Annotated in this window: 13 protein-coding genes; 3 read left to right on the top strand and 10 right to left on the bottom strand. The window is 47.1% G+C overall.

All coding sequences use genetic code 11. The features are described from left to right. Positions 1-5 precede the first annotated feature (5 nt). Positions 6-2,156: a heavy metal translocating P-type ATPase gene (locus ACX0G9_RS29545; protein WP_459068594.1), complete on the bottom strand. Its 2,151-nt coding sequence runs from the start codon at positions 2,154-2,156 to the stop codon at positions 6-8. 77 nt (positions 2,157-2,233) lie between these two features. On the opposite strand from ACX0G9_RS29545, the gene tsaE reads away from it, so the two are divergent. Continuing rightward, entirely contained in the window at positions 2,234-2,650 is a 417-nt protein-coding gene (gene tsaE / locus ACX0G9_RS29540) for a tRNA (adenosine(37)-N6)-threonylcarbamoyltransferase complex ATPase subunit type 1 TsaE (RefSeq protein ID WP_459068593.1), read from the top strand. Between the two features lie 19 nt (positions 2,651-2,669). Beyond that, the gene (locus ACX0G9_RS29535; RefSeq protein ID WP_459068592.1) at positions 2,670-3,884 is read left to right on the top strand and encodes an alanine dehydrogenase; all 1,215 of its coding nucleotides are present in this window, start codon (positions 2,670-2,672) and stop codon (positions 3,882-3,884) included. A gap of 22 nt (positions 3,885-3,906) precedes the next feature. Here ACX0G9_RS29535 and ACX0G9_RS29530 read toward each other — a convergent pair whose 3' ends face one another. The 5 genes from ACX0G9_RS29530 to ACX0G9_RS29510 all read right to left on the bottom strand — a co-directional run bounded on the left by ACX0G9_RS29530 (position 3,907) and on the right by ACX0G9_RS29510 (position 8,374). Then, positions 3,907-4,902, bottom strand: a complete 996-nt coding sequence (locus ACX0G9_RS29530) for a hypothetical protein (RefSeq protein WP_459068591.1) — start codon at positions 4,900-4,902, stop codon at positions 3,907-3,909. Positions 4,903-4,946: 44 nt separating this feature from the next. Beyond that, complete coding sequence (locus ACX0G9_RS29525) at positions 4,947-5,549, bottom strand: ABC transporter ATP-binding protein (protein WP_459068590.1); 603 nt, start codon at positions 5,547-5,549, stop codon at positions 4,947-4,949. Then, on the bottom strand, positions 5,530-6,336 hold the full coding sequence (gene lpxA, locus ACX0G9_RS29520; protein WP_459068589.1) for an acyl-ACP--UDP-N-acetylglucosamine O-acyltransferase: 807 nt from the start codon (positions 6,334-6,336) through the stop codon (positions 5,530-5,532). The genes ACX0G9_RS29525 and lpxA overlap by 20 nt, the downstream gene beginning before the upstream one ends. Positions 6,337-6,529: 193 nt before the next feature. Further along, on the bottom strand, positions 6,530-7,936 hold the full coding sequence (locus ACX0G9_RS29515) for a bifunctional UDP-3-O-[3-hydroxymyristoyl] N-acetylglucosamine deacetylase/3-hydroxyacyl-ACP dehydratase (protein ID WP_459068588.1): 1,407 nt from the start codon (positions 7,934-7,936) through the stop codon (positions 6,530-6,532). Between the two features lie 66 nt (positions 7,937-8,002). Then, positions 8,003-8,374: a co-chaperone GroES gene (locus ACX0G9_RS29510; RefSeq protein WP_459068587.1), complete on the bottom strand. Its 372-nt coding sequence runs from the start codon at positions 8,372-8,374 to the stop codon at positions 8,003-8,005. A gap of 190 nt (positions 8,375-8,564) precedes the next feature. Between ACX0G9_RS29510 and ACX0G9_RS29505 the strand changes: the two genes are divergently transcribed. After that, complete coding sequence (locus ACX0G9_RS29505; protein WP_459068586.1) at positions 8,565-9,269, top strand: response regulator transcription factor; 705 nt, start codon at positions 8,565-8,567, stop codon at positions 9,267-9,269. A gap of 81 nt (positions 9,270-9,350) precedes the next feature. On the opposite strand, the gene ruvB is transcribed toward ACX0G9_RS29505, so the two are convergent. The 4 genes from ruvB to ACX0G9_RS29485 form a co-directional block, all read right to left on the bottom strand. Beyond that, complete coding sequence (gene ruvB, locus ACX0G9_RS29500; RefSeq protein ID WP_459068585.1) at positions 9,351-10,388, bottom strand: Holliday junction branch migration DNA helicase RuvB; 1,038 nt, start codon at positions 10,386-10,388, stop codon at positions 9,351-9,353. 27 nt (positions 10,389-10,415) lie between these two features. After that, on the bottom strand, positions 10,416-10,925 hold the full coding sequence (locus ACX0G9_RS29495) for an FKBP-type peptidyl-prolyl cis-trans isomerase (RefSeq protein WP_459068584.1): 510 nt from the start codon (positions 10,923-10,925) through the stop codon (positions 10,416-10,418). Between the two features lie 81 nt (positions 10,926-11,006). Next, positions 11,007-11,993 carry an L-histidine N(alpha)-methyltransferase gene (locus ACX0G9_RS29490; RefSeq protein WP_459068583.1) on the bottom strand — a complete coding sequence of 329 codons (987 nt, stop codon included), beginning with the start codon at positions 11,991-11,993 and terminating at the stop codon, positions 11,007-11,009. Between the two features lie 67 nt (positions 11,994-12,060). Continuing rightward, positions 12,061-12,376, bottom strand: a 316-nt coding sequence (locus ACX0G9_RS29485; RefSeq protein ID WP_459068582.1) for an SUMF1/EgtB/PvdO family nonheme iron enzyme, incomplete at its 5' end; no start/stop codon positions are given.

The raw sequence follows: 12,376 nt of genomic DNA, 5'->3' as shown, positions 1-12,376 counted from the left end.
GCAAACTAAGGCAGTTTTTTTACAAAGAGCCGGACAGAATTAAAAACCAGCACTACATCGCTAAGTCCCATCGCCAATGCCGCAAAGGCAGGTTTAAGCAGCCCAAGAGCCGCTACCGGTATGGCAATACTATTATAAAAAAAAGCCCAGAACAAATTCTGACGGATGGTTAGAAAAGTATATTTGCCCAGGCTCAAGGCAGCAGGAAGTTGTTTCAGACCATGGTTCATCAGAACAAGATCCGCGGTCTGCATCGCCAGCTGGGAGGCATCACTCATCGAAATGCCAATCGTAGCCTTGGCAAGGGCAGGCGCATCATTGATCCCATCGCCGACCATGGCCGTAGGGGTTTGAGCGGTAAGACGGGCAACCTTTTCCATTTTTTGTTCGGGGGTTTGTTCTGCCAGCACTTCTTCGATGCCCAATTCTCCCGCCAGTTGCCGACAGGGGGCCAGCCTGTCCCCGCTGAGCAAAACCGTGCGAATACCCCGGGCATGGAGTGCCTGAACGACTTCAGCTGCCTCCGGCCGGACCGTATCGGCCACATCGATCCATCCTAACAACCGTTCGTTCCGGAAAATATATACGTTATGCGTGTCATTTTCACCGGCAGAGCCAACCAGGGCAGAGCCGATCTTATAAGATCCTGCCAGGTAAATGTCTCCATTCTTTGTTTCGCCGCGCATGCCCAGCCCTTTTATCTCTTCAATTTTCGCCCAGCGCAATTCACCCTTTGTTTTCCAATCGCGGGCTATACACCTGGCGATCGGGTGCGTGGAATATTTCTCCAGGGAGAAGGCGATACGTTTGAACTCATCTTCCGTTATTATTTCGTCAGTTGGAGTATTTCCAGTCAACCCCCAATCCTTTAAACTAAACTCCCCGGTCGTCAGGGTCCCCGTTTTATCGAATACTACCTGGCGGATAGACGCAAAAGATTCCAGGCCCCTGGCATGCCGGAAAAGGATGCCCTGCCTGGCAGCCCGGCCCAGCCCAACGGCAATGGCCGCAGGAGTGGCCAACCCCATGGCGCAAGGGCAGGCGATAACCAGTACGGCAACCGCTCTCATCAGGGAAGGCCCCGCTTCCTTTAACAGGACAAAATTGATAACGAAGGTGATCAGGGCGATGCCCAATACCAGGGGAACAAAAATGGCGCTAATCTTATCTGCCAGTTGTTGCATGGGAGGTTTTTCGCCCTGGGCTTGTTTGACCAGTCTGATGATCCCGGCCAGCACAGCCTCTTCGCCTGCTGCCGTCACCTGGACCTTTACCGTTCCGGAAAGGAGGATACTGCCGCCGATCAGGCTGTCTTTTGGCTTTTTATGCAGGGGCAGGCTTTCGCCGGTTATAATGGCTTCGTTTACACTGGCCTCTCCCCAAAGGATCTTGCCATCCGCCGGAACCTGTTCACCCGACCGGATGAGGATCAGGTCCCCGCTCCTCAATTCTGTGCTTTCCACGGGGAAGATCTGTTCCTGGTGATCTCCGTCAAAAGCGATCATATTGGCCATAGCCTTTTGGGATCTGGCCAGACCCTTCAGGGCTTTTTGCGTGGATTGAACCGAAACATCTTCCAGGTAATAGCCAAAAAAAACAAGGGTAATGATGGAGGCAGCCGTTTCATAAAAAAGATAAGCAGGGCCAAGCTCCCAAAGGGTGCCTGCCAGACTGTATAAAAAAGCCGCCGCCGCCCCTACCGCAATCAAAACATTCATGTTGGGAAGACCATTCAGCAGGCTCATGACCGCACTACGTCCAAAAAAATTCATGCCCACGATAAAGACAGGCAGACAAAGTACAAATTGCACCCAGGGCAACATCAGCCAGTGAACCGGCAGATGATCCCCCGCCATGTGCAGAAGCAGCATCAGTGTAAAAGGAAGACAGATCAGAAGGTTCCGCAGGTGCCTGTTCATTTTCTTCTCCTCCTTTTGGCTACCTGCGCCTCCTTCGGCAACTACGGAATATCCCAGATCCTCGATTCCTTTGCGGAGTTTTTGAGGATCGGCCTTCCCGGCATTTTCGAAACTTAGGTCTCCGCTCGCCAGGCTCACCTTTACCTGGGACATACCTTGTCTCTCCAGGTATTTACCAATGGTAAGCGCACAGGTCGAACAGGTCATTCCTTCTATTTTCCAATTAATTGTTTCCATAATCTTATATAATCCAAATCTTAGGGTAAATCCTGTAAAAATATACACTTAACGGGGCAGAAAGTTATCTTTGCGGCATGGAAATTCGTTTTCATCTGCAGGATATCAGGCTGGCCGCTGAAAAATTCTGGCAGGCGTTTCCGGGACGGACTGTTTTTGCCTTCCATGGGGGAATGGGAGCCGGTAAAACGACCTTTATTCATGCTTTATGCGATGAGAAAGGAGTTAGTGACACAGTAGGAAGTCCTACTTTTTCGATCATTAATGAATACAAGTATCCGGGGGGAAAGATTTTCCATATGGACCTTTACCGGTTAAAAGACGAGGAGGAAGCCCTCGGGGCTGGTGTGGAAGATGTCTTATACAGCGGTGAGATCTGCCTGGTGGAATGGCCGGACCGGGCTCCGGGTATTTTTCCACCGGAAACCGTGGAAATCTGGCTGGAAATGCTGGACCCATCCACCCGGAAGATTAAGGACGGTAATCAATTTTAAATTGTAATTTGACAGATACATGTCTCAGCAAAAACCAGTTATCAGTACCTCTTTCAGCTACGAAACCTTGGAAGAAACCCTTGATATCAAACCCAAGGGCGAACAATTGTATATCGGGATTCCCAAAGAAACCGCCTTCCAGGAAAACCGGATTGCCCTGACCCCGGATGCAGTAGGCGTGCTGGTTAGTAACGGACATGCCGTTGTCATTGAACATAATGCCGGGGAAGCCTCCCATTACAGGGACAGGGATTACAGCGAAGCAGGGGCAAAGATTGTTTACGACAAGGCGGATGTATATAAAGCCCCCATTCTGGTAAAAAGCGCTCCGGTTATCGAAGAGGATCTGCCTTTCCTCCAATTGAACCAGATCATTATTTCCCCCATCCATCTCTCAGCCATGAAGGCGGAATTGCTCCAGAAAATGATGGACAAACGAATAACGGGTATATCGTTCGAGAACCTGAAGGACGATAGCGGAACCTACCCGATCGTTCGCAGTATGAGCGAGATCGCCGGAAGTGCCGTTATGCTGGTGGCGGGTCAATACCTGAGTTCGGCCAATCATGGAAAAGGAGTCTTATTGGGTGGTATTTCCGGTATTCCTCCTACCAAAGTAATTATCCTGGGAGCCGGTATCGTAGGGGAGTTCGCTGCGAGAGCGGCCCTGGCACTCGGGGCTTCCGTAAAGGTCTTCGACAACAGCGTATACCGGTTAAAGCGGCTTCAGGTCAATATCGGCCAGCGCATGTGGACCTCTGTGATCGAACCCAGGATCCTTGCCAAACAATTGAAGACCTGTGAAGTGGCCGTTGGCGCCCTATCCTCCCAGACCGGCCGAACGCCGATAGTGGTTTCCGATGAAATGGTAAGCAATATGCGTCCCGGAAGTGTGATCATCGATGTCAGCATTGATCGCGGAGGTTGTTTCGAGACCTCCGAGATTACGACCCATGAACATCCCATTTTCATGAAATACGGAGTGATCCATTATTGCGTGCCGAATATCCCATCCGGCTTTGCCCGTACAGCCTCTCATGCTATCAGCAATGTTCTGATGCCCTTATTACTGGAAGCCGGCGAAGAAGGCGGATTCGAGAACCTGGTATGGCATAAGATCCATTTGCGGGGCGGTATCTATCTTTTTAAAGGAGCTCTGACCAATTTCCATCTTAGCCAGCGTTTCGATCTGAAGTATACGGACTTGAATTTGCTGATCGCCAGCCAGCGCTAAAGTATCAATCTTTTACGAAGAATCAATCCTTTACGAATGTAATTTTCAATTCTTCCAGTTTTTCGCGCAGGCCTTGCCAATCTACTTTCCGAAGGCTTCCGGCACAATACAAACGGGATTCAAAATCATTGGTGACAACCCGAAGGCCATTGGATCGTTTGGAAGGGATTTCAAAGACTACTCTGTTGATTTCATTAATCGGATATTGCCTTTTCAACCAGGGAAAAAAATGATTCCTTACCCATAGAAATTCGCTGGAAACCTGGAAGTAAAAAAGCTGAAATCCATAGGATATATAAAGAAGGAAAACGAATACGCCCATGGTTACCCATGCGGCTACAAAAAAGCCATTTTTGCCCGCAAAGGTCATTTTCATTAAAATAAAGATAAAGGTAGTCAACGCGCAAAACATGATCATGTTACCGCTGGATAGATAATTACCTGAGAAGGTCTCCATTTCAGAAATCTCTGTGGATACAGGGTTCAGCCGGGGCAGTAAAACGGATTCGCCGGACTCAGGAATAGTCATGGCTGTCTCTCTTTTCATGGCCTGATCAGGTAATTCTTTCGCTATGGAACCATACCAATCCCGCAAACGACGTTTCAATTCAGGGGCATTTCTATAAACACTTTCATCCAGAACGATTTTTCTTCCATCAGCTAACTCAATGGAAATGGCTTCCTCCATACCCCCATTACCATAGATCCTTTCCCTGGCTGCCAGGTTTATCGAACTTATTTCTTCTTTTTGCAGAAATGTGGTAGAAAAAAGGCTTTTAATCAATAACAGATCTGGTTGAATACGGAGTACCTTAATTCTTTTTAGCAGCAGGAGAATTAAAAGACAGATCAACCCGGAAAAAAACAGACCCGGATAAACAGCCCTGGTGTAGCCACCCCCTCTATCCCTGAGTTGCATATTAGGGTGGACCACTAAATATAGTCCCACGGAAAGGAATCCTGCCAGGATTAAACAGGGAAAATACATTTTCCAAAAACTAAATTTGCTGCTTATCATCGGATAAGATTTTAGCCTCAAACTATAAATTCTTTCGGAAACTTTTACTTGTATTCCAGGATATTGAGAACTTCCTGGCAGAAATCATATTCCTGCAGGTCATTGGAACTGACGATCACCATCCGGCCGACAGCAAACTCTTTAATTAAGGACCGGTAAAGGGCAATCCCGTCCGTATCCAGGTTGGTACAGGGTTCGTCGAGCAGGATAACAGGCGTATCCGAAAAGATAGCCTGGGCCAGTTTGACCCTTTGTTTCATACCCGAAGAATAAAAACGGATCTGTTTATGGGAGGCTTTTTCAAGGCCGACCCTGGCTGTTATATCTTTTATGGAAAGACCGGAAAGAAAAGGTTTGAAGGATTGGTGGAATTGAAGGAACTCCAGCACGGTCATCTCTTCTATTAATTCGAGATAAGGTGCCGCAAGGGATATATACCGGTAAAATTTATCCTCCTCCACCGGAAATTGAATTTTCCCTTCGCTGATGGCGATGGCTCCCCCAAGGGCTTGTAATAAAGTAGATTTACCGGACCCGTTTGGGCCTGTAATCGCATAAGTTTGTCCTTCTATAAATTCGTAACTGAGGTGACGAAAGATCCAGTCGCGATTGAAGCGTTTGCCGGCATCAATCAGCGTAATCCTCATCAAAGCTGCTTTTGCTGTAGCGTTTTATAATGCCCCGGGGACTTTCGCGGATAAAAGTGACGATCTCATCCCTTTCATCGCTGGCCGGAAATTCTTCTTCCAGGAATTCCAGGGCCTGGCTGGTGTTCATCCCTTTATTGTAGATAACTCTATAAATATCAAGGATATGATTGATCTTGTCAATCGTAAAGCCCCTGCGTTTGAGCCCTACAGAATTGACGCCTGAGTAACTCAAGGGCAAACGGGCCGCTTTGATATAAGGGGGAATGTCCTTACCTACCAGAGAGCCGCCGCCAATAAAAACATGGGAGCCGACCCTGACAAACTGGTGAATGGCACACATACCGCCAAGAATCACCCAATCCCCGATCACTACATGTCCTGCCACCTGTGAGTTATTACTGAGGATACAATTATCTCCAATGATACAATCATGCGCAATATGGCTATAGGCCAGGATCATACAATTCTTTCCCACCTTGGTGGTCCAGCGGTCCCGGGTTCCCCTGTGAATGGTGACGAATTCACGAATGGTCGTATTATCTCCAATTTCCACTGTCGTCTCTTCACCGTCGAATTTAAGATCCTGCGGATCGGCGGATACCACAGCGCCCGGGTAGATCCGGCAATTTTTCCCGATACGGGCTCCCTCCATGATCGTTACGTTACTGCCAATCCAGGTTCCTTCTCCAATTTCCACATTTTGATGAATCATCGTGAATGGATCCACTTTTACATTGGCTCCAAGCCGTGCATTAGGATGAATGGAGGTATAGGGATGAATCATTCTTCGCTCAGTTGATTGATTTTCAGTTTCTTGAATCATTATTGAATCTTCCGTATGGATTGCTGTTTTTTTCATAAAAAATGCTGAGCGAACCCCCAGCATCTCACAAAAATAAACTTATTTGGTACAATTATCCCAAATTAACTTCACTTGGCGTGCCGCTGGTAAGTCCGTAACTACCCATTATCATTTCTTAACTCTTCTTTATCAATTGAGCCATCAGATCTGCTTCGGTAGCCACCTTATTTCCCACATATACGGTACCCCTCATTTCACAGATGCCCCTGCGGATAGGACCCAATAATTCCATTTTCAGGACCATGGTATCCCCGGGGATGACCTGGTGTCTGAATTTACAATTGTCGATTTTCAGGAACAGGGTATCGTAGCTGCCTTCCGGCATGGCGTTGATACAGAGGATGCCGCCTGTCTGGGCAAGGGCTTCGATTTGTAAAACGCCCGGCATTACCGGGTTCCCCGGGAAATGACCCACAAAGAAGGGCTCGTTGAAAGTGACATTCTTTATTCCAATAATATGTTTGTCTGTGATCTCGATGATCTTATCTACCAATAAAAAAGGATAGCGGTGAGGCAGGGTCTTTTCTATCTGCTGGGAATTAAAGATAGGAGGTTGATTGGGATCATAAACAGGCGTATTCTTCAAATGTTTGTTCTTCTTGATGTACTGTTTGATCTTTTTTGCAAAATCAACATTGGTGGAATGACCGGGACGATTGGCAATAATATGACCCTTGATAGGATAACCGATCAGGGCCAGATCACCAATTACGTCCAGCAATTTGTGACGGGCGGGTTCATTGGGAAAGCGGAGTTCCAGATTATTCAGGTATCCATTGCTTTTGATCTCAATCTTATCCCGTTTGAAGGCCTTGGCCAGACGCTCCATTTCATCCGGTGTAACGGGTTTGTCGACGACTACGATGGCGTTATTGATATCGCCGCCCTTTACCAGATTGTGTTCCAGCAGCATTTCCAGTTCATGGAGGAAACAGAAGGTACGGCAGGGGGAGATCTCCACTTTAAAATCGCTCATCGATTTCAGACCGGCATGCTGGGTTCCCAACACCGGGCTGTTAAAGTCGATAAGGGTAGTGACCTTATATTCCATGGAGGGCATTGCCACCATTTCCACCCGTTTCTGTTCATCGTAATGCTGGATATTCGAATCGATACTGTACCAGGCCTTGGCCGCATCCTGTTCCAATACCCCGGCTTCTTCGATAATCTCCACAAAAGGCTGAGAACTGCCGTCGATGATCGGAATTTCGGGACCGTTGATTTCCAGCAGGCAGTTATCCACTCCCATTCCAACAAGGGCTGCTAAAATATGCTCGACCGTACTCACCTTGGCTCCGTTATCTTCCAGGGTCGTTCCCCGGGAAGTATCGGTAACCAGGTCACAATCGGCCTTGATAACCGGCTGACCTGGAAGGTCGATACGTTGGAATTGATATCCAAATCCGGGATTGGCCGGCTTTAAGGTCATGTCTACCTTAATGCCCGTATGTAAGCCTGTACCGGAAATGCTCACCACCGAACCTAATGTGTGCTGCTTATCTGGATTAAAATTTGCGTCCATTCTTAATTCTTAAGCGGACAAAGATAAGCCCCAGGGGTCAAGCGGCAAGCTGCCGGCCAGACTTTTTTAAAGATCCTCTTCCCGTTCGAGCATCAGAATAGCGCCTTGGGGAACGATAAAATACTTTTCCCCTTCATACAGCACTTCCGTGGCGCTGCTGAGGAGGAATATAGCCAGATCCCCTTCTTTTGCCTGCAGCGGGACATATTTTACCTGATCGTCCTGGTTCTTCCAGGGCTCATCATCTACCAGCACCGGAATGGCATAGCCGGGGCCGGTTTTGATAACATAGCCCTGTTGAACTTTTTCTTTTTCCTGAACGCCGGGAGGCAGGAAAAGGCCCGATTCCGTTTTTTCGTTAGGCCGGGAAAGCCGGATCAATACCCGGTCCCCGATCACGATCAGTTTCTTGAACTTATTATTGGAGGTTATATGCATGTGTTCTCCAAATTTACTACTTTTCCTGATGACTGATAATAAGCCCTTTGCTTAGGGTCAGACCCGATTTTTTTTGCAGATTTTTTCACGGACTGCTATGGTTATCTGCCAATTAATTAACAAAACATTACACGGGAGGTGGCCCTAGCAGGAAATGGTTTAACTTTATTTGTACTAAAATCAGTTTAACATGGAAGGTAAGAAACCCAAAATACTATTATGTGAGGACGACCAGAACCTGGGAATGGTCCTTAAAAATTATTTGGAACTGAGTGATTTCGATGTGACATTGGAACGTGACGGACGGCTCGGACTGGCAGCCTTTCAACGGGAGAAATTCGATCTTTGCCTGTTGGACATTATGATGCCGCATATGGATGGTTTCACGCTTGCCGAAGAAATAAGGGACGTGGATCCTGATATTCCTTTATTCTTCATCAGCGCCAAAACGATGAAAGAAGATATTATCCAGGGTTACAAACTTGGGGCGGATGATTATATCACCAAACCCTTCGATAGTGAAGTCCTGTTATTGAAGATCAAGGCTATTCTGAAACGAAATGATGATCTTAACAAAGAGTCGGAGAATAAAGAATTCGATCTTGGCTCCTATCATTTTAACCCGAAATTGCGGGAACTCAGCCATAAGGGCCTGATGCAGACCCTTTCTCCCAAGGAAAATGAATTATTGAAAATGCTGGCCGAACATATGAATGATCTTTTGCCGCGTGAACAGGCGCTGAAAAAGATCTGGGGCAGCGACACTTACTTCAACGGCCGCAGCATGGATGTTTACATTGCCAAATTGCGCAAATACCTGAAGGACGATACAACTATCGAGATCGTGAATATCCACGGTAACGGATTCAGATTAGTTGCACCGGTAACCCCCTAACCCCCTAAAGGGGGAATAAAATTATTGGAAAACATTTAGGGCAATAGGACAATTAGAGTAGGGTGCTACAAAACTCCCCCTTTAGGGGGCTGGGGGAAACAACTCGTTCTTATGGGGATAATGGATCTTCCCCAAATGCTTATAGGCTTTTTCCGTTGCTTCACGGCCCCTTGGAGTACGCATCAGGAAACCTTCCTGGATAAGGAAAGGTTCATACACTTCTTCCAGGGTTCCCGTTTCTTCCCCGACGGCGGTAGCGATCGTGGAAATCCCAACAGGCCCCCCCTTGAATTTATCGATGATGGTAGACAGTATCCGGTTATCCATTTCATCCAAACCATGTTCGTCCACATTCAGGGCCTTCAGCGCATGCTGGGTGATACCCAGATCGATCACTCCATTGCTCAGCACCTGGGCAAAATCCCGGACCCTGCGTAAGAGGCTGTTGGCGATACGCGGCGTACCCCGGCTGCGACGGGAAATCTCACCCGAGGCGTCAGACGTTATCTTGGTATTTAGAATGCCGGACGAGCGGAGAATAATTTGCCGAAGGGTCTCCGAATTATAATATTCCAGCCGGGATTTGATACCAAAGCGGGACAATAAGGGAGCAGTCAGCAAACCGCTGCGCGTAGTAGCGCCGACAAGCGTAAAGGGATTGATATTGATCTGTATGCTTCTTGCATTGGGCCCGCTATCGATCATAATATCGATCCGGTAATCTTCCATGGCCGCATACAGATATTCTTCCACTACATTACTCAGACGGTGTATCTCATCGATGAACAGGACATCGTTAGGTTCCAGGTTGGTCAGCAAACCAGCCAGATCACCTGGTTTTTCAATAACGGGTCCTGATGTTTCCCGGATTTTTACGCCCATTTCATTGGCCACGATCCTTGAAAGGGTGGTTTTACCCAATCCGGGAGGCCCATGGAAAAGAATATGATCCAGCGCTTCCCCGCGCATTTTAGCAGCCTTAATAAAGATCTTCAGGTTCTCCACCAACTGTGGCTGTCCGGAGAAATCTCCGATGACCGATGGACGGATATTATTTTCAAATTCCTTATCCGCAGCACTCAGCCCTTCCTTATCTTTATTTAGATTAAGATTCTGCATAGAACAAATATACCCTAAACCAAAATATTATTGAACCTTAACCAGGGTAATATCGAAAAACAAAGGGGAATTTGGAGGTATGACAGAACCCGATCCCTGACAACCATATGCATAAGTGGAAGGTATCAATAATTTTATATGACCTCCTTCCTGGATCTTGGTAAGACCGATCTGCCAACCAGGAATCAACCCACTCAGCCTGAATCCGGTTTTGGCGTAATTGGTCGTAGAATCGAATATAATACCGTCCAGTTTTGTACCTATATAGTTCACATAAAGGAATGAATTGTAGTCCGGAACGGGACCCGTACCCTGGCTGATGATCTCGTAATACAGACCTGTAGTATCTTTTACCGGTATAATTCCTTTTGCCCTGGCAAAGTTGAGCAGGGCAGAGGAATCCGCAGTAACTGCTACGTCGGTGCAAGGCGTATAACCAGACCCTCCTTTACCGCAACCCGAAATAACTCCATAGATCAGTACGCCTGTCAATGCTATGCCCAATCCAATCTTCCCGCTTTTTTTAACCCTTTCCATATGATTGCCGAAATTTTAAATGAGGGGCAAAAATAAGGATATGCAGGAGTCGGACATAAAGATTTTCCGGGCATGAAGATTTTAAGGAAGACGTTGCCATAAAATATCGGCAAACCATTTCCGGGAATCGTAAAATGCCTGAATAGGTTTAAAACCAGATTGGGCGGCCAGATAGTTTGTCTCCCGGAGGGTATATTTTTGAGAGATCTCCATAAATATAGTTTCATTTTCTTCCAGGTGTACCCGATCGTTATCACCGATCTGTACCTCCTGGTCGGCCAGGCTAACCAGATAACTTTTACAGGTTCCGGTCCGTGGATCATAGGTTGGATAATGATCGAATTGTGAAAGATCAAAATCCGCATTCAGTTCCCGATTGATCCTTTTCAGCAAATTCAGGTTAAAATCCCTGGTGATCCCCTGCCTGTCATTATAGGCATCGAGAATAACCCTGGGATTTTTTTTCAGGTCGAATCCGATCATTAATAGATCTCCCGGCCTCATAAGTTCATACAAACGGCTGCAAAAAACAGTAGCCTGTTGTATGGTCATGTTGCCGATATTGGCGCCCATGAACAGCACGATCTTCATACGGGTGGAAAGCTCATTCATCTCTTCCATCTTATCCAGGTATTCCCCGTTCAGACCCAGCATGTGGAGACCAGGCATTTGGCGGGGAAGTTTTGTTTCCAGAGAATGGATCACATTGGATGAAATATCGATAGGGTAATAGGTGAATTTAGCCTTTGCCCTTAATAATTCCTTCAGCAGATAGGTGGATTTGGTCGCATCGCCGGCTCCCAACTCTACCAGATCAAAACAATCGCTGTATTCAAAAAATGACTTTACCCAATTCCCTGACTGCTGCTGCAGTATTTCCATTTCGCAGCGGGTGGGATAATACTCCGGGCATTCCATGATCTGCTGGAAGAGTTTGTCTCCTGCTTCATCATAAAAATATTTGGACTGAAGGTATTTATTTACCGCTTTCAGCCCGCTGGTCACGTCCTTGTAAAAACCGGACAATTTCCGGTCGCTTATCTTTTCCGTTCCTGAAGTCCAAAACATAGAAGTTCTTTTATTGGTGGTAATTTGAAAGACACAACTATCCGATCTGCCTGATTAAATGAATGAATTACACGGCAAGCCTTATGCCAGTATACTGCCAGCGTAAGGGAGGATGAAAAAAATTCCGGTAGGTATCCCGGCTATGACCGCCGGGAGTTGCCGCCGAAGCCCCTCTCAGTACCATCTGGCTAACCATGAATTTCCCGTTATATTCTCCAATGGCCCCTTCCGCCCGTTTAAAACCAGGATAGGGAAGATAAGCGCTTCCGGTCCATTCCCATCTTTCCCCCCAATTGAACTTTCCGGATGAGGCTTCCCATTCCCACTCAGTGGGCAAACGCATGCCCACCCAGGCGGCGTAGGCCGCTGCCTCATAATAGCTG

The organism is Flavitalea flava (assembly GCF_054461575.1).
The sequence above is the reverse complement of the archived record's forward strand: the minus strand, read 5'-3'. Positions and strand labels throughout refer to the sequence as shown.

Coding starts and splice junctions, on each gene's coding strand:
- ACX0G9_RS29545 (WP_459068594.1), bottom strand. CDS start 2,156: ATGGAAACAATTAATTGGAAAATAGAAGGAATGACCTGTTCGACCTGT.
- tsaE (WP_459068593.1), top strand. CDS start 2,234: ATGGAAATTCGTTTTCATCTGCAGGATATCAGGCTGGCCGCTGAAAAA.
- ACX0G9_RS29535 (WP_459068592.1), top strand. CDS start 2,670: ATGTCTCAGCAAAAACCAGTTATCAGTACCTCTTTCAGCTACGAAACC.
- ACX0G9_RS29530 (WP_459068591.1), bottom strand. CDS start 4,902: ATGATAAGCAGCAAATTTAGTTTTTGGAAAATGTATTTTCCCTGTTTA.
- ACX0G9_RS29525 (WP_459068590.1), bottom strand. CDS start 5,549: ATGAGGATTACGCTGATTGATGCCGGCAAACGCTTCAATCGCGACTGG.
- lpxA (WP_459068589.1), bottom strand. CDS start 6,336: ATGATTCATCCCTATACCTCCATTCATCCTAATGCACGGCTTGGAGCC.
- ACX0G9_RS29515 (WP_459068588.1), bottom strand. CDS start 7,936: ATGGACGCAAATTTTAATCCAGATAAGCAGCACACATTAGGTTCGGTG.
- ACX0G9_RS29510 (WP_459068587.1), bottom strand. CDS start 8,374: ATGCATATAACCTCCAATAATAAGTTCAAGAAACTGATCGTGATCGGG.
- ACX0G9_RS29505 (WP_459068586.1), top strand. CDS start 8,565: ATGGAAGGTAAGAAACCCAAAATACTATTATGTGAGGACGACCAGAAC.
- ruvB (WP_459068585.1), bottom strand. CDS start 10,388: ATGCAGAATCTTAATCTAAATAAAGATAAGGAAGGGCTGAGTGCTGCG.
- ACX0G9_RS29495 (WP_459068584.1), bottom strand. CDS start 10,925: ATGGAAAGGGTTAAAAAAAGCGGGAAGATTGGATTGGGCATAGCATTG.
- ACX0G9_RS29490 (WP_459068583.1), bottom strand. CDS start 11,993: ATGTTTTGGACTTCAGGAACGGAAAAGATAAGCGACCGGAAATTGTCC.